Origin of the sequence: Pseudomonas sp. NPDC098740, assembly GCF_044760065.1 — a bacterium.
In the GTDB taxonomy this organism is placed as follows: domain Bacteria; phylum Pseudomonadota; class Gammaproteobacteria; order Pseudomonadales; family Pseudomonadaceae; genus Aquipseudomonas; species Aquipseudomonas rossensis.
Window position 1 is genome coordinate 4,611 of record NZ_JBIWAM010000010.1, and the last position, 26,217, is coordinate 30,827.

Annotated in this window: 30 protein-coding genes and 3 pseudogenes; 29 read left to right on the forward strand and 4 right to left on the reverse strand. The window is 58.3% G+C overall.

All coding sequences use genetic code 11. The features are described 5' to 3' along the window. The 17 genes and pseudogenes from ACIQU2_RS14345 to ACIQU2_RS14425 all read left to right on the forward strand — a co-directional run. Positions 1-145: pseudogene (locus ACIQU2_RS14345) on the forward strand (metal-binding protein); the annotation flags it as partial. A gap of 13 nt (positions 146-158) precedes the next feature. Then, the gene (rpmF, locus tag ACIQU2_RS14350) at positions 159-341 is read left to right on the forward strand and encodes a 50S ribosomal protein L32 (RefSeq protein ID WP_008152339.1); all 183 of its coding nucleotides are present in this window, start codon (positions 159-161) and stop codon (positions 339-341) included. 4 nt (positions 342-345) lie between these two features. Further along, on the forward strand, positions 346-1,356 hold the full coding sequence (plsX, locus tag ACIQU2_RS14355; RefSeq protein ID WP_347804129.1) for a phosphate acyltransferase PlsX: 1,011 nt from the start codon (positions 346-348) through the stop codon (positions 1,354-1,356). Between the two features lie 125 nt (positions 1,357-1,481). Then, positions 1,482-2,420, forward strand: coding sequence for an ACP S-malonyltransferase (gene fabD, locus ACIQU2_RS14360; RefSeq protein WP_129437452.1), 939 nt, complete (start codon positions 1,482-1,484; stop codon positions 2,418-2,420). A gap of 16 nt (positions 2,421-2,436) precedes the next feature. After that, positions 2,437-3,180: a 3-oxoacyl-ACP reductase FabG gene (fabG, locus tag ACIQU2_RS14365; protein ID WP_283181253.1), complete on the forward strand. Its 744-nt coding sequence runs from the start codon at positions 2,437-2,439 to the stop codon at positions 3,178-3,180. A 191-nt stretch (positions 3,181-3,371) separates the two neighbouring features. Beyond that, the gene (gene acpP / locus ACIQU2_RS14370; protein WP_003442511.1) at positions 3,372-3,608 is read left to right on the forward strand and encodes an acyl carrier protein; all 237 of its coding nucleotides are present in this window, start codon (positions 3,372-3,374) and stop codon (positions 3,606-3,608) included. A gap of 108 nt (positions 3,609-3,716) precedes the next feature. Then, entirely contained in the window at positions 3,717-4,961 is a 1,245-nt protein-coding gene (gene fabF / locus ACIQU2_RS14375) for a beta-ketoacyl-ACP synthase II (protein WP_403141760.1), read from the forward strand. After that, positions 4,961-5,776 (forward strand): aminodeoxychorismate lyase, encoded by an 816-nt coding sequence (pabC, locus tag ACIQU2_RS14380; RefSeq protein ID WP_347804132.1) that lies wholly within the window; start codon positions 4,961-4,963, stop codon positions 5,774-5,776. Before fabF ends, pabC begins: the two co-directional genes overlap by 1 nt. Positions 5,777-5,779: 3 nt before the next feature. Continuing rightward, positions 5,780-7,045, forward strand: a complete 1,266-nt coding sequence (mltG, locus tag ACIQU2_RS14385) for an endolytic transglycosylase MltG (RefSeq protein WP_403141764.1) — start codon at positions 5,780-5,782, stop codon at positions 7,043-7,045. A 19-nt stretch (positions 7,046-7,064) separates the two neighbouring features. Continuing rightward, positions 7,065-7,697 carry a dTMP kinase gene (gene tmk, locus ACIQU2_RS14390; protein ID WP_403141767.1) on the forward strand — a complete coding sequence of 211 codons (633 nt, stop codon included), beginning with the start codon at positions 7,065-7,067 and terminating at the stop codon, positions 7,695-7,697. Beyond that, positions 7,690-8,679, forward strand: coding sequence for a DNA polymerase III subunit delta' (locus ACIQU2_RS14395; RefSeq protein WP_347804135.1), 990 nt, complete (start codon positions 7,690-7,692; stop codon positions 8,677-8,679). The genes tmk and ACIQU2_RS14395 overlap by 8 nt, the downstream gene beginning before the upstream one ends. A gap of 42 nt (positions 8,680-8,721) precedes the next feature. Continuing rightward, the gene (locus tag ACIQU2_RS14400; RefSeq protein ID WP_033056958.1) at positions 8,722-9,078 is read left to right on the forward strand and encodes a PilZ domain-containing protein; all 357 of its coding nucleotides are present in this window, start codon (positions 8,722-8,724) and stop codon (positions 9,076-9,078) included. 14 nt (positions 9,079-9,092) lie between these two features. Beyond that, positions 9,093-9,878, forward strand: a complete 786-nt coding sequence (locus ACIQU2_RS14405; protein WP_403141780.1) for a TatD family hydrolase — start codon at positions 9,093-9,095, stop codon at positions 9,876-9,878. Between the two features lie 342 nt (positions 9,879-10,220). Beyond that, the gene (locus tag ACIQU2_RS14410; protein ID WP_095132065.1) at positions 10,221-10,859 is read left to right on the forward strand and encodes a TetR/AcrR family transcriptional regulator; all 639 of its coding nucleotides are present in this window, start codon (positions 10,221-10,223) and stop codon (positions 10,857-10,859) included. 139 nt (positions 10,860-10,998) lie between these two features. Further along, positions 10,999-11,967 (forward strand): radical SAM protein, encoded by a 969-nt coding sequence (locus ACIQU2_RS14415; RefSeq protein WP_347804137.1) that lies wholly within the window; start codon positions 10,999-11,001, stop codon positions 11,965-11,967. 242 nt (positions 11,968-12,209) lie between these two features. After that, positions 12,210-12,818 carry a DUF4823 domain-containing protein gene (locus tag ACIQU2_RS14420; protein ID WP_347806242.1) on the forward strand — a complete coding sequence of 203 codons (609 nt, stop codon included), beginning with the start codon at positions 12,210-12,212 and terminating at the stop codon, positions 12,816-12,818. Positions 12,819-12,835: 17 nt separating this feature from the next. After that, positions 12,836-13,396 carry a DUF1285 domain-containing protein gene (locus ACIQU2_RS14425; protein ID WP_403141787.1) on the forward strand — a complete coding sequence of 187 codons (561 nt, stop codon included), beginning with the start codon at positions 12,836-12,838 and terminating at the stop codon, positions 13,394-13,396. Positions 13,397-13,457: 61 nt separating this feature from the next. Here ACIQU2_RS14425 and ACIQU2_RS14430 read toward each other — a convergent pair whose 3' ends face one another. Next, positions 13,458-14,330 carry an esterase/lipase family protein gene (locus ACIQU2_RS14430; RefSeq protein WP_403141789.1) on the reverse strand — a complete coding sequence of 291 codons (873 nt, stop codon included), beginning with the start codon at positions 14,328-14,330 and terminating at the stop codon, positions 13,458-13,460. A 116-nt stretch (positions 14,331-14,446) separates the two neighbouring features. Between ACIQU2_RS14430 and ACIQU2_RS14435 the strand changes: the two are divergent. The 5 genes and pseudogenes from ACIQU2_RS14435 to ACIQU2_RS14455 form a co-directional block, all read left to right on the forward strand. Next, positions 14,447-14,926: pseudogene (locus ACIQU2_RS14435) on the forward strand (L-arabinose ABC transporter permease AraH); the annotation flags it as partial. A gap of 205 nt (positions 14,927-15,131) precedes the next feature. Beyond that, entirely contained in the window at positions 15,132-15,845 is a 714-nt protein-coding gene (locus tag ACIQU2_RS14440) for a GntR family transcriptional regulator (RefSeq protein ID WP_347806239.1), read from the forward strand. Beyond that, on the forward strand, positions 15,842-16,840 hold the full coding sequence (locus ACIQU2_RS14445; RefSeq protein ID WP_403141794.1) for an ADP-ribosylglycohydrolase family protein: 999 nt from the start codon (positions 15,842-15,844) through the stop codon (positions 16,838-16,840). Before ACIQU2_RS14440 ends, ACIQU2_RS14445 begins: the two co-directional genes overlap by 4 nt. Before the next feature lie 219 nt (positions 16,841-17,059). Continuing rightward, a complete protein-coding gene (locus ACIQU2_RS14450; protein WP_403141798.1) occupies positions 17,060-18,526 on the forward strand; it encodes a purine-cytosine permease family protein in 1,467 nt (488 codons plus the stop codon). Continuing rightward, positions 18,519-19,448 (forward strand): PfkB family carbohydrate kinase, encoded by a 930-nt coding sequence (locus tag ACIQU2_RS14455; protein ID WP_347806236.1) that lies wholly within the window; start codon positions 18,519-18,521, stop codon positions 19,446-19,448. Before ACIQU2_RS14450 ends, ACIQU2_RS14455 begins: the two co-directional genes overlap by 8 nt. A 173-nt stretch (positions 19,449-19,621) precedes the next feature. Here the strand turns inward: ACIQU2_RS14455 and ACIQU2_RS14460 are convergent, their stop codons facing one another. The 3 genes from ACIQU2_RS14460 to ACIQU2_RS14470 form a co-directional block, all read right to left on the reverse strand. Next, entirely contained in the window at positions 19,622-19,876 is a 255-nt protein-coding gene (locus tag ACIQU2_RS14460; RefSeq protein WP_347805104.1) for a hypothetical protein, read from the reverse strand. Between the two features lie 102 nt (positions 19,877-19,978). Then, positions 19,979-21,184 carry an MFS transporter gene (locus tag ACIQU2_RS14465; RefSeq protein ID WP_403141804.1) on the reverse strand — a complete coding sequence of 402 codons (1,206 nt, stop codon included), beginning with the start codon at positions 21,182-21,184 and terminating at the stop codon, positions 19,979-19,981. 112 nt (positions 21,185-21,296) lie between these two features. Then, entirely contained in the window at positions 21,297-21,950 is a 654-nt protein-coding gene (locus ACIQU2_RS14470; RefSeq protein WP_403141807.1) for an HD domain-containing protein, read from the reverse strand. Between the two features lie 128 nt (positions 21,951-22,078). Here ACIQU2_RS14470 and ACIQU2_RS14475 point away from each other — a divergent pair, with 128 nt between their 5' ends. The 7 genes and pseudogenes from ACIQU2_RS14475 to ACIQU2_RS14505 all read left to right on the forward strand — a co-directional run bounded on the left by ACIQU2_RS14475 (position 22,079) and on the right by ACIQU2_RS14505 (position 26,170). After that, a complete protein-coding gene (locus ACIQU2_RS14475; RefSeq protein WP_347805101.1) occupies positions 22,079-22,561 on the forward strand; it encodes a GNAT family N-acetyltransferase in 483 nt (160 codons plus the stop codon). 174 nt (positions 22,562-22,735) lie between these two features. Further along, a pseudogene (locus ACIQU2_RS14480) lies at positions 22,736-22,987 on the forward strand (hypothetical protein); the annotation flags it as partial. 152 nt (positions 22,988-23,139) lie between these two features. Then, positions 23,140-23,415 (forward strand): hypothetical protein, encoded by a 276-nt coding sequence (locus tag ACIQU2_RS14485; protein ID WP_403141810.1) that lies wholly within the window; start codon positions 23,140-23,142, stop codon positions 23,413-23,415. 67 nt (positions 23,416-23,482) lie between these two features. Continuing rightward, a complete protein-coding gene (locus ACIQU2_RS14490; RefSeq protein ID WP_403141813.1) occupies positions 23,483-23,878 on the forward strand; it encodes a hypothetical protein in 396 nt (131 codons plus the stop codon). After that, the gene (locus ACIQU2_RS14495) at positions 23,847-24,365 is read left to right on the forward strand and encodes a hypothetical protein (RefSeq protein ID WP_403141816.1); all 519 of its coding nucleotides are present in this window, start codon (positions 23,847-23,849) and stop codon (positions 24,363-24,365) included. Before ACIQU2_RS14490 ends, ACIQU2_RS14495 begins: the two co-directional genes overlap by 32 nt. Before the next feature lie 172 nt (positions 24,366-24,537). Further along, on the forward strand, positions 24,538-25,530 hold the full coding sequence (locus ACIQU2_RS14500) for a 2-dehydro-3-deoxygalactonokinase (RefSeq protein ID WP_403141818.1): 993 nt from the start codon (positions 24,538-24,540) through the stop codon (positions 25,528-25,530). A gap of 19 nt (positions 25,531-25,549) precedes the next feature. After that, on the forward strand, positions 25,550-26,170 hold the full coding sequence (locus tag ACIQU2_RS14505; RefSeq protein ID WP_403141821.1) for a 2-dehydro-3-deoxy-6-phosphogalactonate aldolase: 621 nt from the start codon (positions 25,550-25,552) through the stop codon (positions 26,168-26,170). The last annotated feature ends 47 nt before the right edge of the window (positions 26,171-26,217 follow it).

Sequence of the window (26,217 nt, forward strand, 5' to 3'; positions counted from 1 at the left end):
CGCCTTGACCATTGTGCCTGCTCATCATCCGGAAGAATGCCAGCAGCCGGCGGGTATCGATGAGCCCGAACCGAGCGAGGACGAGTTAACGCGGTCCAACCCGTTCAGTGTATTGGCGCAGTTAAAGCGTGACCCAAACGTTTAGGAGTTAATCAATTATGGCTGTTCAGCAGAACAAAAAATCCCGCTCTGCCCGTGACATGCGTCGTTCGCACGACGCCCTGACGGCAAGCACTCTGTCTGTAGAAAAAACCACCGGTGAAATTCACCTGCGTCACCACGTATCGCCAGAAGGCGTATACCGTGGCCGTAAAGTGATCGACAAGGGCGCTGACGAGTAATCACTTGTCTGCTCAAGTCATCGCGATTGACGCAATGGGCGGGGACTTCGGTCCCCGCAGCATTGTTCAGGCCAGTCTTGCTTGTCTGTCTGCTACGCCCTCGCTACACCTGACCCTCGTCGGTCAACCCTCCCTTCTTGAAGAATTGCTCTCTGGCCAGTCGGCTGTGGATCGCTCGCGTCTGTCGATCGCGCCGGCGTCTGAAGTCATCGCCATGGACGAAAAACCTGCGCAGGCCCTGCGCGGCAAGCCCGACTCGTCGATGCGCGTGGCGCTGGAGTTGCTGCGCGATGGCAAGGTCCAGGCCTGCGTCAGTGCTGGCAATACCGGTGCGCTGATGGCGTTGTCGCGGTTTGTGCTCAAGACCTTGCCGGGCATTGATCGTCCGGCGATGGTGGCGGCGATTCCGACGCAGAAGGGTTATTGCCAGTTGCTCGACCTGGGCGCCAATGTCGATTGCAGCGCCGAGCATCTGTTGCAGTTCGCTGTGATGGGGTCGGTGGCGGCGGAAACCCTGGGCATCGTTCGTCCGCGCGTGGCGCTGCTGAACATCGGTACTGAAGACATCAAGGGCAATCAGCAGGTAAAGCTGGCGGCCACCTTGTTGCAGAGTGCTCGTGGCATCAATTACATCGGTTTTGTCGAAGGTGACGGTGTGTACCGTGGTGAGGCGGATGTGGTGGTATGTGACGGTTTTGTCGGCAATATCCTGCTCAAATCCAGCGAAGGCCTGGCGACCATGATTGCCGGGCGCATCGAAGCCTTGTTCAAGAAAAACCTCGCGTCTAAAGTGGTCGGTGCTCTGGCGCTGCCGCTGATGAAGCGCTTGCAAGCCGATCTGGCGCCTGCTCGGCATAACGGCGCAAGCTTCCTCGGGTTGCAGGGGATTGTGGTGAAAAGCCATGGTTCGGCGGGGGTTCAGGGCTTCCAGAGTGCGATTCAGCGCGCCTTGATCGAGATTCAGGAAAACCTGCCGGAACGTATTCATGGTCGCCTGGAGGATTTGTTGCTTTAGGCGTTTTCGTCGGACAATGCTTAAATGTGACCGCTCAGTTCAATTTGCCATCCAACTGTCAGTTTCTTGCGTCCCCCAAGCGGGACGTCAATTCTCCGACGACAAGATCATTAGGGGCTTGTTACATGTCTGCTTCCCTCGCATTCGTCTTTCCGGGACAGGGTTCGCAGTCCCTCGGCATGCTGGCCGAGTTGGGCGCGCAACATCCGGTTGTCCTCGAAACATTCAAAGAAGCTTCCGATGCTCTGGGTTACGACCTGTGGGCACTGACCCAGCAAGGGCCGGAAGAGCAACTCAATCAAACCGATAAAACCCAGCCGGCCATTCTGACCGCCTCGATTGCCTTGTGGCGTCTGTGGCTGGCTGAAGGCGGTGCGCGTCCGGCTTATGTTGCCGGTCACAGCCTGGGCGAATACAGCGCTCTGGTCGCTGCGGGCAGCCTGAGCCTGGGCGACGCCGTCAAGTTGGTAGAGCGCCGTGGTCAGTTGATGCAGGAAGCCGTTCCGGCCGGACAAGGTGGCATGGCCGCCATTCTCGGTCTGGACGATGCTGATGTGCTGGCAGCCTGTGCCGAAGCGGCACAAGGCGAAGTGGTCAGTGCGGTCAACTTCAACTCCCCTGGCCAAGTGGTCATCGCCGGTGCCAAGGCAGCGGTCGAGCGCGCCATCGAAGGCTGCAAGGCCCGTGGTGCCAAGCGCGCCATGCCATTGCCGGTCAGCGTGCCGTCCCATTGCGAGCTGATGCGTCCGGCGGCCGAGCGTTTCGCCGAGTCGATCGCAGCGATCGATTGGCAGGCGCCGCAGATTCCAGTGGTTCAGAACGTCAGCGCCAATGTGCCGGCCGATCTGGAGACCCTCAAGCGCGACCTGCTTGAGCAGCTTTACAAGCCTGTACGCTGGGTCGAATCGGTTCAGGCGCTGGCCGCCAAAGGTGCTACCCAGTTGGTCGAATGCGGCCCAGGTAAAGTGCTGGCGGGCTTGAACAAGCGTTGCGCCGAAGGCGTGTCGACATCCAACCTCAATACCCCCGACGCCTTCGCTGCCGCCCGCGCAGCGTTGGCCTGAATCAGGAGAAGCCTGCATGAGTCTGCAAGGTAAAGTTGCACTGGTCACTGGCGCAAGCCGCGGTATCGGCCAGGCTATCGCCCTGGAACTGGGCCGTCAGGGCGCCATCGTTATCGGTACCGCGACGTCTGCCTCGGGTGCCGAACGCATTGCGGCAACCCTGAAGGAAAACGGGATTCAAGGCACTGGCCTGGAACTCAATGTCACCAGCGACGAATCTGTTGCGGCAGTGCTGGCGAGCATCCAGGAGCAGTTCGGTGCGCCGGCGATCCTGGTCAACAATGCCGGTATCACCCGCGATAATCTGATGATGCGCATGAAAAATGACGAATGGCATGACGTCGTCGATACCAACCTGAACAGTCTGTTCCGCCTGTCCAAGGGCGTTTTGCGCGGTATGACCAAAGCCCGTTGGGGACGAATTATCAGTATTGGCTCGGTTGTGGGTGCCATGGGCAACGCAGGCCAAGTAAACTACGCAGCCGCCAAGGCCGGTCTGGAAGGTTTCAGCCGTTCGCTGGCGCGTGAAGTCGGTTCGCGTTCGATTACGGTAAACTCGGTGGCCCCTGGGTTCATCGACACCGATATGACCCGCGAACTGCCCGAGGCACAGCGTGAAGCCTTGCAGACGCAGATTCCGCTGGGCCGTCTGGGGCAAGCTCAAGAGATCGCGTCTGTGGTCGCTTTTCTTGCATCCGACGGTGCGGCTTACGTTACTGGGGCTACAATCCCGGTGAACGGCGGGATGTACATGAGTTAAATGTGACGGGTTGCTTCAAAAAAATGTCATACGAGCTGTCTAAAATCCGTTATAAAGCTGCAATCTATTTATAGGCAGAGGGTCGTCGGGTTTGAGGAGTGAAGCTTTCAGTTGAAAAACTGAAAAGTCTTTCTATACACTTACCCACTGGCCAGCTGCCTGAATTTGTCCATTAGGAGTGAAAACAAGGTATGAGCACCATCGAAGAGCGCGTCAAGAAAATCGTTGCTGAGCAACTGGGCGTTAAAGAAGAAGAAGTGGTCAACACTGCTTCCTTCGTTGAAGACCTGGGTGCCGACTCCCTTGACACCGTTGAGCTGGTGATGGCTCTGGAAGAGGAATTCGAGACCGAAATCCCTGACGAAGAAGCTGAGAAGATCACTACTGTACAAGCCGCAATCGATTACGTTACTAACCACCAGGCTTAATAGCTTGTAATCGTTGCTTGCTGTCATGGAAAAACCGCACTGCCATCACGGCGTGCGGTTTTTTCTTTAGGCCCGATGCAAAGTCGTCATTTGAAAAAGGAGAGTGCTGTGTCGCGTAGACGCGTCGTAGTCAGAGGTATGTGTATGTTGTCGCCACTGGGCACGGATGTGCCGAGCAGTTGGCAGGGCATTCTGGCTGGCCGCAGTGGCATTGGTCTGATCGAACACACCGACCTTTCTGCCTATTCCACCCGTTTTGGCGGCTCGGTAAAGGGCTTCAATGTCGAGGAATACCTGTCGGTCAAGGAAGCTCGCAAGCTCGACCTGTTCATTCAATACGGTCTGGCCGCAGGTTTTCAGGCAGTTCGTAACGCCGGTCTGGAAGTTACCGACGCCAACCGCGAGCGCATCGGCGTGGCCATGGGTTCGGGTATTGGCGGACTGACCAATATCGAAGAAACCAGCCGCACGCTGCATGATTCCGGCCCACGACGGATTTCTCCGTTTTTCGTGCCTGGCTCGATCATCAATATGATTTCCGGTTTCCTGTCCATCCATCTGGGCGCACAGGGACCTAACTACGCCATCGCCACCGCGTGTACCACCGGTACGCACTGCATCGGCATGGCGGCACGCAACATCATGTACGACGAAGCCGACGTGATGATTGCCGGCGGCGCTGAAATGGCAGCTTGCGGTCTGGGCATGGGCGGCTTCGGTGCCTCCCGAGCACTGTCGACCCGTAACGACGAACCGACCCGCGCCAGCCGTCCATGGGACAAGGGCCGTGATGGCTTCGTACTGTCCGACGGTGCCGGCGCTCTGGTTCTGGAAGAGCTGGAACACGCCAAGGCCCGTGGTGCGACGATCTATGCCGAGCTGATCGGCTTTGGCACCAGTGGCGATGCCTACCACATGACTTCGCCACCGGCGGATGGTGCAGGTGCTGCACGTTGCATCACCAATGCCTTGCGCGATGCCAAGATCAATGGCGATCAGGTTCAGTACGTCAACGCCCACGGCACCTCGACGTCGGCCGGCGACCTTGCCGAAGCCTGTGCGATCAAGTCGGTATTCGGCGATCACGCTTACAAGCTGGCGGTCAGTTCGACCAAGTCCATGACCGGTCACCTGCTGGGTGCGGCGGGCGCGGTCGAGGCGATCTTCAGTGTGCTGGCGATCAACAGTCAGGTAGCGCCGCCGACCATCAACCTTGATGAGCCGGACGAAGGTTGCGACCTCGATTTCGTACCGCATACCGCGCGCAATATGGATATCGATGTGGTGCTTTCCAACTCCTTCGGGTTTGGCGGTACCAACGGCTCGCTGGTGTTCCGCCGGTTCGCTGACTGATGGACAGCTGGGTCGACGGTCAGCCGGCTGACGCTTTGTCGCTGAAGGATCGCGGCCTGGCTTACGGTGATGGTCTGTTCGAGACCATTGCCGTGCGCAACGGCGCTCCGGTGTTGCTGGATCGGCATCTGCTGCGTTTGGTCAAAGGTTGCCAGCGGTTGGCAATTAATCTCGATCATGCGGCTGTCTGCACAGAGTTACTGACCTATGCCCAAGTGTTGGGCGAAGGTGTGCTCAAACTCATCGTCACGCGTGGCGAAAGCGCGCGCGGTTATGCGCCCGATCCTTCGGCTCAGGCGCGCCGCATCATGCTGGGCAACCCTCCTGCCGTTTATCCTGCTGCCAATGCGGAGCAGGGCGTTCGCCTGTTCCCCTGTGCGACGCGACTTTCCAGGCAGCCTCTGCTCGCCGGTCTCAAACACCTGAACCGTCTTGAGCAGGTCATCGCCCGCTCCGAATGGCAAGACACCGATCATGCCGAAGGCTTGATGCTCGATCAGGCCGGGCGCGTCATTGAAGGCGTGTTCAGCAATTTGTTCCTGATTCGCGATGGCGTACTGATCACGGCTGATTTGAAGCGCTGTGGCGTTGCCGGCGTGATGCGTGCCGAATTATTGTTTCAAGCCGAGTCATTGGGGATTCCCACGCAAATCATCGACATCACCCTCGATCAGCTGCAATGGGCTGATGAAGTATTTGTCTGCAACAGCGTGTATGGCGTTTGGCCGGTGCGCGCCTATGCCGCACTGAGCTGGCCGGTTGGTCCGCTCACCCGTAAACTCCAAACCATTGCCCGCGCGCTACTGGATGTTTGATACGTGAGACGTAAATTCTTGCTGCTGCTGGAAACCGGATTGGTTCTGGCAGGGCTGTGTCTGGGCGCTTCCGCCTGGAAAATCCATTCGGCGCTGGAACAGCCGCTGAACATCACTCAGGAAGAGCTGCTGGAAGTGCCAAAAGGCACGACACCGACCCGCACCTTCTATCGACTCGAAACCGATGGCGTCATCAAGGATGCTTTCTGGCTGCGGGTGTATTGGCGCTTCAATCTCGCCAAACAACCGTTGCACAAGGGCGAGTACCGCATGCAGCCTGGCATGACCGTCGAAGGGCTGATTGACCTGTGGAAACGCGGGGAAATGGTTCAGTACAGCCTGACCCTGGTCGAGGGCTGGAATTTCCATCAGGTCCGCGCTGCTCTGGCCAAGGATGAAAAACTCGAAAAGACCCTCGACGGTTTGAGTGATAGCGAGGTGATGGACAAACTCGGCCACACCGGGATTTTTCCGGAAGGGCGATTCTTCCCTGACACCTATCGCTTCGTGCGCGGCATGACCGATGTCGAGCTGCTGAAAAAAGCCTACGACCGCCTCGACGAAGTCCTTGCCAAGGAGTGGAGCCAGCGCGCCGCTGATGTGCCGTACACCGAACCCTATCAGGCGCTGATCATGGCCTCGCTGGTGGAGAAGGAAACCGGCGTGCCGCAGGAGCGCGGGCAGATCGCTGGCGTGTTTGTACGGCGCATGGAAATGGGCATGTTGTTGCAGACTGATCCGACCGTGATCTACGGCCTCGGTGATCGTTACAACGGCAAATTGACTCGCGCCCATCTCAAGGAAGCGACGCCATACAACACCTACATGATTTCGGGACTGCCGCCGACCCCGATCGCCATGGTTGGCCGCGAAGCGATTCATGCAGCGCTGAATCCGGTGGCTGGCAATAGCCTCTATTTCGTTGCTCGTGGTGATGGCAGCCACGTGTTCTCCGATGATCTGGACGCGCACAATAACGCTGTACGTGAGTTCCAGATCAGGCGCCGTGCCGACTACCGCTCCAGCCCCGCGCCGACCACGGCGCCAGAGGCGACGGATGAGCAGGCACCGATTCCGGCTGCTTCGCCCGACACAGTCCCCGAGGCTTTGCCGCAAGTGCCGCCGCAAGTGCCTGCTCAGGCGGCGCCACCAGAGCCGCAAGCGCCTGACCCGTCGCCATCACCGGAGCCGGTGCAAGAACCCGCTCAAGAACCCGCAGCCGCACCCGCGCCCGAACCGGATGCAACCGCGCCGCAAAGCCCGCAATGACTCTGACTAAGGACTGCCTGTGACTGGCTTGTTTATTACCCTGGAAGGCCCGGAAGGGGCCGGCAAGAGCACCAATCGCGAATACCTGGCCGAGCGCCTGCGCGCCGCTGGTATCGAGGTCGTGCTGACTCGCGAACCAGGCGGCACGCCGTTGGCCGAGCGGATCCGCGAAGTGCTGCTGGCACCGGTTGACGAAGTCATGAACCCCGACACCGAGTTGCTGTTGGTGTTCGCCGCGCGAGCCCAGCATCTGGCCGAGGTGATTCGCCCGGCACTGGCCCGCGGTGCGGTGGTCCTGTGTGATCGCTTTACCGATTCGACCTACGCCTATCAGGGTGGCGGTCGCGGCCTGTCGCTGGAGCGCATCGCGACTCTGGAAGCCTTCGTCCAGGGCGATCTGCGCCCGGACCTGACGTTGATTTTCGATCTGCCGGTGGAAGTGGGCCTGGCCCGCGCCAGCGCTCGTGGTCGTCTGGATCGCTTCGAACTCGAAGGTCGAACCTTTTTTGATGCGGTGCGCGGTGCTTTCCTCAAGCGTGCTGAAGCGGATCCTGCGCGTTATGTCCTGGTCGATGCCGCCCAGTCGTTGGCGCAGGTTCAGCAGGCACTGGACGCCTTGCTGCCGCGTCTGCTGGAGTTGACCCGTGGCTGAAGCCTATCCGTGGCAGGACAGTCTCTGGCAGCATTTGGCAGGTCGCAAGCAACATGCTCACGCCTATCTGTTGCATGGCCCGGCCGGGATCGGCAAGCGCGCGCTGGCCGAGCGCTTGATGGCCAGTTTGCTGTGCCAGCGTCCGAGCGCCGCCCACGATGCTTGCGGCGAATGCAAATCCTGTCTGTTGCTCAAGGCCGGCAGTCACCCCGACAACTACATTCTTGAACCGGAAGAAGCCGATAAGGCGATCAAGGTCGATCAGGTCCGTGATCTGGTCAGCTTCGTGGTTCAGACCGCGCAGATGGGCGGCCGCAAAGTGGTGCTGATCGAGCCGGTCGAGTCGATGAACATCAACGCCGCCAACGCTTTGCTCAAAAGCCTTGAAGAACCTTCCGGCGATACCGTTTTGTTGTTGGTCAGCCACCAGACCAGTCGTCTGTTGCCGACCATCAAGAGCCGCTGCGTGCAGCAGGCTTGTCCATTGCCGAGCGAAGCCATGAGTCTTGCATGGCTGGCGAAAGCTTTGCCGGACTGCTCGGAAGAAGAGCGTATCGAGTTGTTGACCTTGGCTGCCGGTTCGCCACTGGCCGCCGTCAACTTGCAGGCCCAGGGCGTGCGCGAGCAGCGGGCGCTGGTGGTCGATGGCGTGAAGAAGTTGCTCAAGCAGCAACAGTCGCCAACGCAACTGGCCGAAGGCTGGAATGCGATTCCGCTGTTACTGTTGTTCGACTGGTTCTGCGACTGGTCGAGCCTGATCCTGCGCTATCAGCTGACTCAGGACGAAGAAGGTCTGGGACTGACGGACATGCGCAAGGTGATTCAGTATCTGGCGCAGAAAGCCGGCCAGGACAAAGTCCTCAACATTCAGGACTGGATCCTCGCCCAGCGCCAGAAAGTGATGAGCAAAGCCAACCTCAATCGGGTGTTGTTGCTGGAGGCGCTGTTGGTGCAATGGGTGGGTTTGCCTACCCAGAAGTGATCGTCTGCGCCTAGACTCTGGTCATCAGCAACGGAGGTCAGCATGAATGAACTTGTCAATCCGGGACCGCGCAACGGCATTTTGTCCCTGACGATCAAGGACAAGTCCGTGCTTTACGCGGCCTACATGCCGTTCATCAAGAACGGTGGCCTGTTTATCCCGACCAACAAGAGTTACAAGTTGGGCGATGAGGTATTCATGCTGTTGAACCTGATGGACGAGCCGGAGAAGATTCCGGTCGCCGGCAAGGTCACCTGGATCACCCCCAAAGGTGCGCAGGGCAACCGGGCCGCCGGGGTCGGCGTACAATTCAACGATGGCGACAATACCGCGCGCAGTCGAATCGAAACCCATCTGGCCGGAGCCCTGAAGTCCGACCGTCCCACTCATACGATGTAAGTTGCAGCCCTTTTATGCTCGTAGATTCCCATTGCCACCTTGATCGCCTCGACCTCGCCGCCCACGACGGCTCCCTGGATGCTGCACTTGATGCGGCCCGTCTGCGCGGGGTAGGGCACTTTCTGTGTATCGGCGTCAGCGTCGAGAACGCCGCCGACGTCAAAGCCCTGGCCGAACGTTACGACGACGTCGACTGTTCGGTTGGCGTGCATCCGCTTGACGTGCAACCGGGCGCCGCACCAGCACTGGATTGGCTGTTGCGCGAGCTCAACCACCCGCGTGTGGTGGCGATCGGTGAAACCGGTCTGGATTACCACTACGAGCCGGAAGCAGCGGAGTTGCAGCAGGAGTCGTTTCGCCTGCATCTGCAAGCGGCGCAGCAGGCGGGCAAACCGGTGATCATCCACACCCGTGGTGCCCGCGCCGATACGTTGAACCTCCTGCGTGAAGCGGCGCTGCCCCAGGCTGGCGTGCTGCATTGTTTCACCGAAGACTGGGACATGGCCAAAGCGGCGCTGGACATGGGGTATTACATTTCCTTGTCCGGGATTGTCACTTTCCGCAATGCCGACGCTCTGCGTGATGTGGCCAGTAAAGTGCCGGCTGACCGATTGCTGGTGGAAACCGACTCGCCTTACCTAGCGCCGATCCCTCATCGCGGCAAGCCAAACCTGCCGCAGTACGTGCGCGACGTAGCGGAATTTCTGGCAATGTTGCGAGGTGAGCCCTACGAGCGGTTTGCCGAGCAAACCACCGAAAATTTCAAGCGGCTGTTTCCGCTGGCGCATGTGAAAGGTTAAATCGCAGGCAAAAAAAACCCGGGTTCTGGGGGGTGAATCCGGGTTAAGACCATTAGGAGTAAAACAAAGGCACGCGGTCCGTTGGTACCTATATCGGCGCAACACTTGGGGGAGATGTCCCGCCGACAGTTGAAGTATTGATCAGTATTGCGCCGAGTCCAGTTTACCGGCGCCGGTTTTTAAACAAATTTGGAATACGGGCGCTTCGGTTGAGTTCTCATTAATCTGCGAGGCTGCCGGAATTCATCAAGAAACACATATATGGTCGGATGATCCGTGCATTTTTGCGCAAGTTAGGCATAATACGCGGCTTCGAATTTTGACCCCTACAGACCTTTTCTTATGCATAAAGAACCTCGTAAGGTCCGTGAGTTTCGTCGCCGCGAGCAAGAAATTCTCGATACCGCGCTCAAGCTGTTCCTCGATCAAGGTGAAGACAGTGTCACCGTCGAGATGATTGCTGATGCCGTCGGTATCGGCAAAGGCACGATCTACAAGCACTTCAAATCCAAGGCTGAGATCTATCTGCGCCTGATGCTCGATTACGAGCGCGATTTGAACGAGCTGTTGCATTCGGCCGATGTCGACAAGGACAAGGAAGCCCTGTCCCGGGCCTACTTCGAATTCCGCATGCGCGACCCTCAACGCTATCGGTTGTTCGATCGCCTGGAAGAAAAGGTGGTCAAGGGCAATCAGGTGCCGGAGATGGTCGAGGAGCTGCACAAGATTCGCGCCTCGAACTTCGAACGCCTGACCCAGCTGATCAAAGGCCGGATCAGCGAAGGCAAACTTGAAGACGTGCCGCCTTACTTCCATTACTGCGCATCCTGGGCGCTGGTGCACGGCGCCGTGGCGCTGTATCACTCGCCGTTCTGGAGCAATGTGCTGGAAGATCAGGAAGGCTTCTTCCAGTTCCTGATGGACATCGGCGTGCGCATGGGCAACAAGCGCAAGCGCGATACCGACACCCCGAGCAGCTGAACCATTCAGTTGCCTTATTGCGCCATGATTTCGCTACGTGGTGCAGTACCGCAGGAATATACTCAGGCATAGGACTTGCTAAAACTTGATTTGTGAGTCAAGTTTTAGCGGTCCGAATATTCTTCCGCCGGAGTAATCCATGATCGTTGACCGTCAAGGCAGGCGTTTTCGCAATTTGCGAATCAGCCTGACTTCAGCCTGCAATTACGCTTGTACCTACTGCGTGCCCAACGGCAAGCGGTTGGTGGCTGCGCAGGATGAATTGTCGGCCGAGGCCATGGCGCGTGGCGTGGCCTATCTGATTGAAGCAGCGGGCATTGAGCGTTTGCGCATCACCGGCGGCGAGCCGCTGGTCAGCCCCAAACTCGAAACTTTCATGACCGCTGTCGGGCAGATGGGCCTGGCGGACATCAGCCTGACCACCAATGGTCAGCTGCTGGCGAAGAAACTGCCACTGCTAGTGGGCGCCGGCATTCGTCGCATTAACGTTTCCCTCGATACCCTGGATGCCAGCGCTTTTCGCAGCATTGCCCGTGGCGGCGATCTGGCGACAGTGCTTGACGGTATGGATCAGGCCAGCGCCGCCGGCCTGAAGATCAAGGTCAATATGGTGCCGCTGCGTGGGCAGAACCTCGATCAGGTGATGCCGCTACTCGATTACTGTCTGGAGCGCGGCTATGAGCTTCGTTTCATCGAGTTGATGCGCATGGGCCACCTGGCCAGCGACTCCAATGCTTTCCTGCAACAGTTTGTCAGCCTCCAGCAGTTGCTCAGCCTGATCGGTGAGCGCTACGAATACCTTCAGGCCGATGCGCCGGTAGATGCCACCGCCGTGCGTTACGAAATTCCGGGGCAGGGCTACTTCGGCGTTATCGCCAACGAAAGCGTTCCATTCTGCCGCACCTGTTCGCGGCTGCGTCTGTCCTCCACGGGCTGGCTGCATGGCTGCCTGTCGTCGAGCAACCGCCACTATGTCGGCGACCTGCTGGACAAGCCCCGTCATCAAGCTTTGCCCGCCTTGCAGAGGCTCTTGGTGAAAGCCTTGGGTGATAAGCAGGAAGTGGCATTTTCTGGTGGCGCGACCGTGATGAAAATCATCGGCGGCTAAACACGATCCCTGTAGCAGCTGCCGAAGGCTGCGTTCGGCTGCGCAGCAGTCGTAAATCCTGTAAGCAAAATATGTCTGGAACACCGCATCGCCTGATCTCGCGACTGCTTCGTCCGAACGCGGCCCGAACCGAACGCAGCCTTCGGCAGCTGCTACAAGAGCCATGCCTCTCCCGAGATGGCGCGGAAGCTGCATCCCATGGCCATTCGCCGGTTTTCCGTCACCGGCCTCTGGAGGGTAGGATGCGTAGCCTGGTTTTGCTGCTGGCCGTTTTGGCGCTTGGTGGCTGCATGAATGTCAGCGATCTGGCTGAAGGGACTCGCTACCACATGAGCGACGCGGGGTTGCTCGACCATAGCGACAGCCGCCGTGTGAATAACCTGCGCATTCAACCGGACTCATTCGTCTATATTGCCCAGGGCGCCTTTGTGCCGCCAGGCAGTACTGTCTACCCACGACCTAACGTGATAGCCGAAGTCGCCTTCGATGGCTTTGTCGAATACTTCCCCATGGTCCGTCGCGCCCGTACCCCGGAAGGTCTTGATCAAGCCATGGGCGAAGCCCGTGCCGCCGGTGCCCATTACCTGCTCTATACCCGGTTCGCCAAGTCTGACGACCGTATCGGCAACTCGGACGAGTGGCTCGATCAGGAAGCCCTGGATCGCCTCGGTATCGACGGTGGCGTGATTCAAATCATGTTGATCGAGACCAGCACCCAGTATTTGATTGATACTGCACGGATCAAGAGTCGTGGCGGTTTACTGACGTTCCACGACAAAAAGCCAGAAGACCTGATGGGCCCGCCGCTTGAACAATACGCGCGCAGCCTGCTGGGACTCAGCGACCAGTAATTCAAAAGGAGAACGCCATGAGTGGCCCGCAAAAAGCCAACGATCTGTTGGGGCAAATCCCCAAAACCAAAGGCTTGCCGCCGGTCCACCTGTGGAACCCCGACTTCTGCGGTGACATCGACATGCGTATCGCCCGTGATGGCACCTGGTATTACCTGGGCACGCCGATCGGGCGCAAACCGATGGTCAAGCTGTTCTCTACCATCATTCGTCGCGATGGTGACGATTACTTCCTCATTACCCCGGTCGAGAAGGTTGGCATCAAGGTCGACGATGCGCCCTTCGTGGCGATTGCCGTGGATGTCGAAGGCGAAGGTGAAACCCAGATCTTGCGCTTCACCACCAATGTTGACGAGACCGCCGAGGCCGGCACCGAACACCCCATGCGCGTGGTGATCGACCCGGTCACGCAGGAACCTGCGCCCTACGTGCATGTGCGCACCAACCTAGAAGCCTTGATCCACCGCAACGTGTTTTACCAACTGGTGGAATTGGCCGTGACCCGTGAAATCGACGGGCAGCGCTGGTTGGGCGTGTGGAGTGGTGGCGAGTTCTTCCCCATCGGGCTTGAGCCTTAACTCGCTGAGTTGCTGTGTTCTGGAAAACGGCCCGCTATTAAGCGGGCCGCTGTCATTGGGCTTACAAACCCTTGCTCTTGAGCCGAGCGGCATGGTCAAGGTAGAGCTTGAGCGGGTTCACATTCCAGCTGTCGATCCCTGCAATCTGATTGACTGCGTCAAAATGGTCCATCGGGTAATCCGAGCGAATTACTTTCCCCAGGTGCGAACTGTATTGACCGACCAGCCCGTCGTTGGCGTTTTTCTCTTTGTAAAATAGCTTCGACAGCACGATACAGTTCAAGTGGGACGGATCGAGGGGTTGCAGGCTTTGAAAGTTTTGTACGATCCCGCTCCAAGAGTAGTAATACACGCCGTTTTCAATTTCGTTGCCTTCCCCACCCCAATGTTTCGGTATCCCTTGCGGGTACTTGAGATTGAAAGCGGCCAATCCTGCGCTGGTCAGGGATTCGAAAGCCGCTTGAGCGTCCTGAGGGTTTTCCGGATGGCCGCTGATCAACGAAATGAAGGTGCCAACTGCTTTGAACAGAGCTAAAACGAGCGCTTCGGGCAATTCACCAGGCGTCAGCGCCTTATGCAATTGGTCGGCAATCTCGGAGCCATGATTGGGGCAGCTGACAGAAGTGACTGATGCGACCTTTTCGGGGTGTAACGCCGCTACGTAACGAGCAGCCAATGGACCTTGGCTGTGGCCGATCAGGTTGACCTTGGCGGCTCCCGTTTCCTGCAAAATACGGTTGACGTGTTCGAGCAGTTTTTTACCGCGCTCCTCGTTTCCGTTAACGGCTGGAATGTTAACGGCAAACACCTTGGCCCCAGCGTGTTCCAGAGCTTCCTTGATCTCGAAGAAGTAGGGATAACCGGCAATTTTATCGAAGCCAAAAAGACCGTGGACCAAAACAATCGGGTATTGCGTAGACGCATCCATGTTCATGCTTATACCTGTCGATAGCGGACTTTAGTTGCGCAGATGCTATTTGACTGCTTGATCTGTCGCGGCTAACCGTAGGTCACAAAGCGGGTTCGTTCAAATCGCTCGCCTGGACGCCGAACATGCGCGGCCTGGGCCTGGCGATTTCGACGACGGGGATTGCCGCTTGCAGCATGTTGTACTGCCTGGCGTCCGGGCATTTCGATTTGTCGGTGGGTTCGGTGATTGCCTGCGCCGGCGTGGTCGCAGCGGTGGTGATGCGCGACACCGACAGTGTGTTTCTCGGTGTGGTGGCGGCGCTGTTCATGGGGCTGATCGTCGGCTTGATCAACGGCATCGTGATCGCCAAGCTGCGGGTCAATGCGTTGATTACCACGCTGGCGACCATGCAGATCGTTCGCGGCCTGGCTTACATCTTCGCCAACGGCAAAGCGGTGGGCGTGTCGCAAGAACAGTTCTTCGTCTTCGGTAATTGCCAGTTGTTGGGTGTGCCAGTGCCGATCCTGATCACCATCGTCTGCTTCCTGTTTTTCGGCTGGCTGCTGAATTACACCACCTACGGGCGCAACACCATGGCCATCGGCGGTAACCAGGAAGCGACCGCCTCAAACAACGCTGACACCCATTATCTGTGGGAGCGAGCCTGCTCGCGAAAGCAGTGTGTCTGATACATAGATGTTGGCTGTGTCGGCGCTTTCGCGAGCAGGCTCGTTCCCACAGGGGATCTTTTGGTCCCGCTCCCTTCTGTCACCTCCCTTAAATATTCCTTGCTCGCTATAACCCGTTTCGGGTATCACGTTGTACATGATTAGACAGGTACGATTTGACAAGAAACAACGGGTGGTCGATGAACTCATCCGACGCATCGAAAGCGGCCTCATGGAGGACGGCTTTCTTTTGCCGGGCGAGCATCAATTGGCTCAAGAATTCAAAGTCAGCCGCGGCACGCTGCGCGAAGCCTTGGCTGAGTTGAAACGGCGCAACTACATCGCGACGCAAAGCGGGGTGGGCTCCATCGTCACCTTTGACGGTGTGGTGCTCGATCAACGCAGCGGCTGGGCCCAGGCTCTGGCCGATAGCGGGGCACTGATCAATACCGAAGTGCTGCGGCTGGAGGCGGTCACCCGTCCTGACCTGCTGCCGCGTTTCGGCACCGACCAATTCATCACCCTCGACCGTCGCCGCCGTTCCAACGAAGGCAAGCTGGTCTCCCTTGAACGCTCATTGATGCCCGCCACCGGAGGCCTGGAAAGCCTGCCGCGGGTCGGCCTTATCGACAACTCCCTGACCATCACCCTGGCCGCTTACGGCTATATCGGCGAGTGCGGCGATCAATGGATCGGCGCCGAACCGTTGAACGCCGAAGACGCCGAATTGCTCGGCCGTCCGGAAGGCACGGTTTTCCTCAAGGCCTTGCGCACCACCTACGACCGGCAAAACCGATTCATGGAGCAGGTCGAAAGCTTGCTCGACCCGGTGCATTTTCGCCTGCACCTGCAATTTGGAGAGACAAAATGACCGCGCTCAATCATGCATTGGGCGCGTTCTACGGACTGGCCCTGGGCGATGCGCTGGGCATGCCGACTCAATCCCTGAGCCGTGCCGAGATCAAGGCGCGCTTCGGCGAAATCACTGACCTGGAAGACGCAGGCCCCGATCAACCGATCGCAGCCAACATGCTCAAAGGCTCGATCACCGATGACACCGAACAGGCGATTCTGGTCGGCCAATTGCTGGTTGAAGGCGAGGGCCGGATCGAACCGTCGGTGCTCGCCCAACGGTTGATCGAATGGGAAGCCGCGATGCAGGCCAAGGGCTCGCAAGACCTGCTTGGCCCTTCGACCAAACGTGCCATCGAAATGATCCTCGCCGGCCACTCGCCGGAAGAAGCGGGGCGCTATGGCACCACCAATGGCGCGGCGATGCGCATCACGCCAGTGGGGATTGCGGCGGATGTCGCCAACCCTGAGCGATTCATCAACGCTGTCGTGCAGGCTTGCCAGGTCACCCACAACACCACGCTGGGCATTTCCAGCGCGGCGGCGGTGGCGGCGGTGGTCTCGGCCGGTATCAACGGCATGGACCTGGGCGAGGCGTTGAACCTCGGCCAGCAAATCGCTCAACAAGCTGAAAGCCACGGTTACTGGGTGGCTGGCGGACGCATCGCCTCGCGCATCAGCTGGGCGCGGACCATCAGTGTCGACAGCGACAAGGCATTGCTGGCGGATTTGATGTACGACGTGATCGGCACGTCGGTGGCTTCGCAGGAATCGGTGGTGGTCTCGTTTGCCCTGGCCCAGCAAGTGGCCATTGGTGAAATGAACGCGTTCGAAGCGCTGTGCATGGCCGCGAGCCTTGGCGGCGACACCGACACCATCGCGGCGATTCTCGGCGCCATGCTCGGGGCCTGCCTGGGCCTTGAGAGTTGGCCGGAGGCGATGATCGACAAGGTCAAAACCGTTAATTCGCTGGAGTTGGAACCGTTGGTGCAAGGGCTCCTCGCCTTGCGTTGACAGCACTGACGCCATCGCGAGCAAGCTCGCTCCCACAAGGGATAGTGCAAATCTTCAGGTACACGCCGTACCTGTGGGAGCGAGCTTGCTCGCGATAGGCGCGCCGCCTACTTGAATTTTCCACCGCAATGGATCGCACAAACACGGCCAGGACCGCCGGGATGTTATGTCGACTTCCGCAATTGCCCACAACCACAACAAAGGCAACAGGAGCATCACATGAGTTCATCAAACGCCGGGCAAAGCGCCGGGCAACTGGAAACCCGAGGCATCGAGCCCGTGCCGGAAGCGGAGTGCAACGGTCATCCGCTGCAACTGTTCTGGGTCTGGTTTGCTGCCAACATCTCCATCCTCGGCCTGCCGCTGGGCGCGACCCTTGTAGCCTTTCGCGGCTTGGCGATCTGGCAGGCGATCATCGTCGCGATCCTGGGTGCTGCCGGCTCCTTCGCGGTGGTCGGGATCATCTCCATTGCCGGTCGCCGTGGTCGCGCTCCGAGCCTGACGTTGTCGCGAGCGATTTTCGGTGTACGCGGCAACATCGGTCCGACCCTGGTCTCGCTGATGTCGCGTCTGGGCTGGGAAACCGTCAACACCACCACCGCCGCGTTCGTGTTGTTGTCGCTGTGCTCGATCCTGTTCGGCTCGCCGGCGGAAGCCAAAAGCGCACCCGTGCTGACGTTGATCTTCATTGCGATTTTCGTGCTGCTGACCCTGTCGGTGTCGGGTCTCGGTCACGCCACCTTGCTGGTCATCCAGAAGTGGGCAACCTACGTGTTCGGCGCGCTGAATATTCTGGTCGGCGGTTTCCTCTGCGCCACCATCGACTGGAGCGCGGTGTTCAATGCCACGCCTGCACCGCTGAGTGCAATGATCATCGGCGTCGGCACCATGGCCGCCGGCACCGGGATCGGTTGGGCCAACGCCGGTGCCGACATGTCGCGCTATCAGCACCGCAGCGTCAAAGCCGTGCGCCTGGTGGCATCAGCGGCCTTCGGTGCGGGGATTCCGCTGGTGCTGCTGATCACCCTCGGCGGCCTGCTGTCGGTGGGCAACAATGACCTGGCCTCCGCCACCGACCCGATCATCGCGATCCGCGACATGCTGCCGACCTGGATGGCCGTGCCGTACCTGATTACCGCGTTCGGCGGGTTGCTGCTGTCGAACAACCTGTCGGTGTATTCCGCCGGATTGACCACGCTGACACTCGGTTTGAAGGTCAAACGCGTCTACGCGGTGGTGGTGGATATCGTCGCGATCTTCGCCGGTTCGATCTATTTCATGCTGATCGCCGACAGTTTCTACGGCCCGTTCATTACCTTCATTTCGCTGCTGGCCGTGCCGATCACCGCGTGGGTCGGGATCTTCGTCGTCGACCTGATTCATCGTCATTACTACAGTCCCAAAGACCTGCTGGACGTCAGCCCGAGTAGCGCTTACTGGTACAGCGGCGGTATCGAGTGGCGCGCCTTTGGTGCGTGGGCGGTGGCGATCGTGTTGGGCTTCAGCTTCACCACCATCGGTACGACCGAACAAACCGTGTGGTTCCGCGGCTTCCTGTCCGACTCCTGGCTGGGCCATAACGGCCTCGGCTGGATCGTGACGTTCCTGGTGGCGGGTGGCATTTATTTTGTACTCGGTGGCGCCAAGGATCGCCGCGCCGCGTTGACCGAGAGCGCTCATGCCTAGATTGCTGCACACCGGCCAGGTCATGATCGACCTGGTCATGGCCGTGAATAAACTGCCGAATTCGGGCGGCGATGTGCTGGCGCAATCCGCCAGTTTCGAGGCTGGCGGTGGCTTCAATGTGATGGCTGCCGCCCAGCGCAATGGTTTGCCGGTGGTTTACCTCGGCCGCCACGGCACCGGCCGTTTCGGTGATCTTGCCCGTGAGGCGATGAAGGCTGAAGGCATTCGGATCGGCATCACTCACCGCGCCGAACGGGATACGGGATTGTGCGTCGCGTTAACCGAAGCCTCGGCCGAGCGCAGTTTCATTTCCTATATCGGTGCCGAAGGTGAGCTGACGGCCGAGGATTTGGCCAGCGTGCCGGCCGAGGCGGGAGACTATGTCTACGTCAGCGGCTACAGCCTGCTGCATGGCGGCAAAGCACAGGCGCTGGTGAATTGGGTGCTGGATTTGCCAAGAGGGATCAACGTGGTGTTCGATCCGGGCCCGCTGGTGGATTCGCCGGATGAGCCGTTGATGCAAGCCTTGCTGACGCGCATCGATCTGTGGACCAGCAACAGTGTCGAGGCGTTGAAATTTACCGGTGCGCCGGACATTGCCGAGGCGTTGAACCGGTTGGCCGATCATCTGCCGGCCGACGTGTTGATGGTGGTTCGTGACGGCCCGCAAGGGTGCTGGATCAGCCAGCGTGGAAACCGCCAGCATGTGCCGGGTTTCAAGGTTGAGGCGGTGGACAGCAACGGCGCGGGGGATGCCCATGCAGGGGTGTTTGTGGCCGGGTTGGCGCAAGGGTTGGTACCGGTTGACGCGGCGCGGCGGGCTAATGCGGCGGCGGCGTTGGCGGTGACTCGATGGGGGCCGGCGACTTCGCCGGGGACTGCTGAGGTGGATGCGTTAGTCAGCAAGACTTTCGGTGCCTGATCGGCCGCTATCGCGAGCAAGCTCGCCCCCACACTGAATCTGTGAACGACACAAATCCCCTGTGGGAGCGAGCTTGCTCCGGGCGGCGTTCCGGCGATGGGGCCATAAGATTCACCATCAATCCTGACCTTACCCGGTCGCAGCCGCGCACGACTGCGACCTGATTCGTCTTTCTAAACGTCCAGCTTGCGCGCCGCCTCAACGCCTGCGGCACTGAGTTTGATCGGCAAGTTCAACGAGTGCTCACCGGCCTCGTTGCAGATCACATGACCATGCTGGATCAATCCACGATCCTGCAGCGTGGCGAGGGTGCTGGCCACGACTCTCTCCCCCCGGTAATTGTCCAGGACCTCTCTGCCCAAGCCGCTTGGATGGGCATGCAGCAGACGGGTCAGGACTTCTTTCTCAAGGTTTTTATCGGCGTTCATGGTTACCTCTTCATGGATGTGGATAGGTCCATTTAATTAGAGTCCTTACTTGACGTTGGTCCGCCCCCGATTTGGATTGGTGCCTGATGAACGACGAACGGTCTAGGCCTGCTGCAACGTTTTGCTGGTAACGGCTCGGCGCCAGACCAGCCGGCCGACGCTGATCAGCCAATTCAGTACAGCAACCGCCAATACCGTGAGCAACAGCGTCGCCATCCCCTGTTCGACGATGATTTTCCCGGCCAGTAACGGAAAACCAAACACGCCGATAAAGTAGGACAGGCTGAACAGCAGCAAGGATTGCGCGGTGGTGCCGTTCGGCGCCTCGTTGGCCGCCAGGCCATTGATCACTGAATAGGTCAGCCCGTAACCGACCCCGAGCATCACTGCCGCCAGCACGTAGCTGAACCCGTCGTCGACGACAAACCCGAACAACAGGATCGAGCCCATCATCAAGCCCGACAGCAGGCAGGCCGCCCAGAATGGATCGCGCTTGACCACGAAACCGGCGATCAGCATTCGGCTGCTGATCGCTGCGCTCATGAAGCCGAGAAAGAACAGTGAATAGTCGAGTGAACGCGTCGCCGCGTAGCTGGTTTGAAAACTCGACAGACCGCCGAACACGCAACCACCGAGGCCAACCATGATGATCGGGAACACCGCTTTGGACGACAGCACTTGCGCCGCTGCCCGCCATGAAATTCGTGACACCGCTGCCGAGTGGGCGGGCGCTTTTTTCAGCTGCAAACCCAACCTCCAGAACAGCAATACACCGATCAGGCTGGCCAGCGCCGCGAGGTAAAACGCCGCTGTGATCGGATACCCGAGGGCACTGGCAGCTCGGCCTAACAAGGGACCGCTGCCGATCCCGGTCATCATGCTGCCCGACAACAGCGCAAAGTATTTTGCCCGTTGGGCAGGCGTTACCAGACTCGCCACGATGATCGGCCCGAGGGTGTAGAACACGCCCCAACCCAGCCCCAGCAAGAGTCCGAAAAACAACAGCAGATTGCCGAAACCTGGTGTCAGGGCGAAGCCCAGGCTGGCGGCCACCAGCAAGACGCCGAACAGCGCAATCGACCGTGTCGCACCGAGTAAATCAGACAAGTGCCCGGAGACAATCACCGCCGCAAACGTGCTCAGCATCGCCGCCGAAATCACACTGCCGGCGTCGTGTTCGTTGCCACCGCGTGAACCGATCAAAAGCGACAACAAAAATGTGGAGCCGTAGGACAGCGACAGCAAAAAGCTGGCCAGGCAAAACAGGCCGAACAACCTGCTGGAGACTGGGGGTGTTGCGCTAGACATGACGCGGTTCCTTGACCCGATAGAAGAGAGCTTCATCTATCTATCACGCAAGGCGTCGATGTTAGGTCTGAGGTTATTGATTTCAGGGTTAGTGTTGGCCGGAGTAATACGTTTAGCAGACGCCTATTTCTTCTTTGAACAGCTCCATGAAACCCTTCAACCGTTCGTGGCGAGTCTGTGCCAGACGCTGGCCGGTGGTTGTCTGGAATCCATCCGCCAGGTGCAGCAGTTTGGTCTGGAAATGGTCGAGGCAAAAACGTTTGTCATCGTATTCCCGTGCCTTCGCCTCAGGGTCTTGCGGGTCGTACAACGCGCTACCCATACGCCCGGCGATGTAAAAGGTGCGCGCCACACCGAGCATGCCAAGAGAGTCGAGGCGGTCGGCGTCCTGCATGATTTTCGCTTCGAGCGTGGTCGGCGCGATGTTGGCGGAAAAACTGTGCGCTTCGATGGCGTGGGCAACAGCGCTGACTTTTGCGTCTGGCCAGACCATGTCCGCCAACACTTTTGATGCCTTCTCGGCGGCCAGTCGCGACGCCTGAGAACGCAGCGGTGAGTTCTTTTCTACCGCCACGCAATCATGCAAAAGCACCGCTGCGAGCAGCACCTCAAGATCGCCACCTTCTTCAGCGTGAAGCGTACGCACGTTGTGCCAGACCCGCTGCAAGTGCGACAGATCGTGAGCGCCATCTTCCGACGGCTCCAGCGCGTGGGGCAGCAGTTGCACAGCGAGGAGTTGCAGTGGCGCGAAAGCATCAGTGTTCATAAACATCCTGTTAAGTGAAAACGTCTTTTGTAGCGACATGCTCCATGGATCAGCTTTGAATTTCCAGTGTGACGAGCGCCGCGCGCCGACTTAGTATGGCGTTTTCAACTTTTGACGAAGGCACGTCCATGACGATCGAGATCCGCCCGGCGACCCCGAGCGATGCACCGCAAATCCTCGGGTTCATCACTGAACTGGCCGACTACGAACGTGCCCGCCACCAAGTCATCGCCAGCGTCGCCGACATCGAGCGCAGCCTGTTCAGCGAAGGCGCCACCGCCCACGGGCTGATCTGCCTGCGCGATGGCTCGCCAATCGGCTTTGCGGTGTTCTTCTTCAGTTATTCCACGTGGCTCGGCAGCAACTGCCTGTACCTCGAAGACCTCTACATCACCCCCGAACAACGTGGCGGCGGCGCAGGCAAAACCTTGCTGCGTCATCTGGCGAAAATCGCCTGCGCCAATGATTGCGGTCGCTTTGAGTGGAGCGTGCTGGACTGGAACAAACCGGCGATCGAGTTCTACAAGTCGTTGGGTGCGCAGCCGCAGGAAGAGTGGGTGCGGTATCGGATGGATGGGGCAGTGTTGCGGGAGTTTGCCGAGGGGCGGTGATCACTGATGGCAATGGGCTGCTGAATCAGTTGTCGCCACCGCTCTAGTCCGGCTTTCTGTGCGCCTTTTGCGCGCTCACGGACGACACCTGCAATGCCTTTGGCACTTTATCTCCACGCCCGTGGAGCCTTCGCCGCATCAATGAGTGACGGGCGATGAGCGGACCGGGCGAATATGCGTTTGTATGGTCTGGTCAAAAAACTTGGCTCGACTGACGACCTCCATCGCCAATCGGTGGATATTCTTTGCACCCTCAACCACACGGGTGGTAAGGCGATTCGGGCCTTCGTTTCGCGTCTGGACGCCGAGTTGATGACGCGCAGTCGCGGTCTTGAAGAGTACCGCGTCGTACCCCTTCGCACGTTCGATCCGAACTCGTTTATCCAGGAACATCAGGGCTGGCTGGCGCTGCATGTCTGCTGTGGCTCAGAAGCAAGGAGCTTTGACTTGAGTGGAAAACCCGCATTCAACGCGGAGACGGACGTGTGGAGCATGGCATCACGAATGAAGCGGGCTTTACCCATATGGTAAGTTCGCATGTCCCCGAAACCATTAAATTGTTCGTGGAGTAGCAGGAAATGGGAGCCGAAAATCCTGCATTGAAGGGATGTCAGAAGCTGGTGGTGACTCATGACTTGACGTGTAAAACGGATGGTACTGTTAAACAAGCGTCAGTTACCCCCAAGAACATCGTTGTATTTTTTGTCGGTGGGGCCGGTGACAAGGAAAGTTACTATCTGACGGGGCCCAATAATAACGTCGTGGAAGCTCGCAAAATCTTCATTAAAAATATGGAAATTGAAGGCCTTGCTGATACCTATGAGGCGCATCATCTTAGTTATAACGATTTTTAACTGATGAAGGGCTTCAGGCCAATGTTCTGGCCAAGACGCCGGATCTAACAACGCCTGTATATATATAGTGGGTCACAGCCTGGGTGGATGGAATGGTGCTCACCTATCAGCAGTGTTAAGTAATCGAGGGTATAGAATTCCGGTTTTAGTCACGCTTGATCCTGTGGGTGAAGGAAAAATTGTCTATGGGATCTCGAGTATCTATCAGCAAGAACCCAAACCAAAGGCAGAGTACTGGGTCAACGTGAGAGCAGATGCCAAGGATTGGAATTTTTCCGACCTTGTGGCCGATTTTGGTGAGCAGTGGAATATGGCATCCGGTCCAAATATGAACGGTCGTGTTGATGTTAATCATGCCGACGCGTGGGCGATTTACATCGCCGTGCTTGAATGCGGTAAGTCGGCCAGGGATATTTTAATGGAGTCGATAGTTGAACACTTCAAAGGAAAAAAATGTGCCTAGATTGCTCCTGTGTTTAATGTTCATGCTGTGCGCTTCATGCGCAATGAATCATGGTAAGCTCATTGCTAAATTGGAGTACGTCAGCGTCGAGCGCTATCAAGACAAACGTATATATCAAGTTGGCTTTACGTCAAATGTAGATGTGGTGAATTTGTTTAAATCAAAGATAAGTCAGACATTAATTTGCTCCTTGGACGGTGATACTGATTTTTCAGTGGCTCACCGCATCCACCAATACGGGGAGGGGTTTATTGAAACTGTTCAGCAGGGTGGTGAACAGGTGTTTAAGGCTGATTTAATATTTAGTGAAGTCAAGAGTTCGACAAACGATGCTGTGATGAAAAGCGAAGCTCTTAGTTCGCTATTGGCCGAGCAGGCGTCAATTACCTGCAAAGTTAGAATCAATGCCTATTCTTACAAAACCTATTTTTCGGAAGAGATGCAGGTTCCTACGAAAGATTTGTTACGAGAGATCGCTAAGTACTGAATGCAAAACGGCGCGGAGGATGGTCGCAAAGTCAGTGGTCCATCCAAACCTGAAGGAGAGGCTAGAAAGAAATATCCCAAAATATGGGATTCGAAATTACATATTGAGATTTGTGCTCCGGAAGGCCTATAGTCCAGCTCACTCACTGCCTATAAACAAAACAGGTGAAGCGATGCTGGCGCAATTGATCGCGCTCGATTGGGGGACAACCTCATTACGTGCTTACAAACTCGCCGCGGGTGGCCAGGTGCTCGAACAGCGTTCGCTGTCGTCGGGGATCATGCAGCTGCCCAGGACGCCGCGAATGATCGCGGGTCAGGAATGTGCCGACGGTTTTGAACTGGCCTTCGATGAGGCCTGCGGTGACTGGCTCGACGCGCAGCCCGATTTGCCGGTGATTGCTTGCGGCATGGTCGGCAGTGCACAAGGCTGGCGTGAAGCGGCTTACCGCGATACGCCGGCGAACGTCGCCAATCTCGGAATCTCCCTACAAACGGTTCGCAGTCTTCGCGGTGTCGATGTGCACATCGTGCCGGGCGTGATTCAGCGGTCTCGTTTGCCAAACGTGATGCGCGGCGAAGAAACCCAGGTGCTTGGTGTGCTGCAGAATCTACCGGCCGAGGCGGGTGGTGATCTGTTGATCGGCCTGCCGGGCAGTCATTCGAAGTGGGTGGAGGTGGCCGACGGCTGCATCGTGCAGTTCGATACCTTCATGACCGGCGAAGTCTTCGCCGTGCTCAGCGAGCACAGCATTCTCGGGCGCACTCAGCAAAAGGGCGCGTCCTTCGATGGCCAAGCCTTTGATCGTGGTGTGCAGGTTGCCCTGTCGGCGGATGGCGAGATCGGGCCGTTGTCGACAGTGTTCAGTGCCCGCAGCCTCGGGTTGACGGGCGAACTCAGCGCCACCGCTCAACCGGATTACTTGTCCGGTCTGTTGATCGGCCATGAACTGTCAGCGTTGGCGAGTGTTCAGCGACGCCGACGCAACAGCGTTCATCTGCCTTCGATCATCCTCATCGGTAATGGCCAACTCTGTGCCCGCTACAGCCGGGCGCTCGACGCCTGCGGATTTGCCCGGGTGACCCTGGCCGAACAGGCCACCGAACGCGGCTTGTGGCAGTTGGCGGTTGCCGCCGGACTGATCACACCCAATCCATCCCGTTAAACCTGACTGGAGGTCTGACATGCTCAAGCAAGCATTGGCGCAAAACGGTCTGATCGCGATCCTGCGTGGCCTGCGCCCGCAAGAAGCGGCCGCCATCGGCGAAGTCCTTTACGCCGCTGGATTTCGCGTCATCGAGGTGCCGCTCAATTCCCTTGAGCCGTACGAAAGTATCCGCATCCTGCGCAGTACCTTGCCTGCCGATTGCCTGATCGGCGCGGGCACGGTGCTGACGCCGGAGCAGGTCGAGCAAGTGAAAGCGGCAGGCGGTCAGGTGATCGTCATGCCGCACAGCGATGCCAAGGTGTTGCGCGCAGCGAAAGCGGCGGGGTTGTTCCTGTCGCCGGGTGTGGCGACGCCGACTGAAGCCTTCGCCGCACTGGCCGAAGGGGCGGACGTACTGAAGATGTTCCCGGCTGAGCAGATGGGCCCGGCAGTCGTCAAAGCCTGGCTCGCGGTGCTGCCTGCGGGAACGATTCTGGCGCCGGTCGGCGGGATCACGCCGGACAACATGCAGGTGTTTATCGACGCTGGCGTCAAAGGTTTCGGCCTCGGTTCGGGGTTGTTCAAGCCGGGCATGACACCAGAGGAAGTGGCAGTAAACGCCAAGGCATATGTCGCTGCATGGAACGCTCTGCGTTAAGACTTTTTGGCGCCGAGCGCGCTACATCTATAAGAGCTGCATTTATA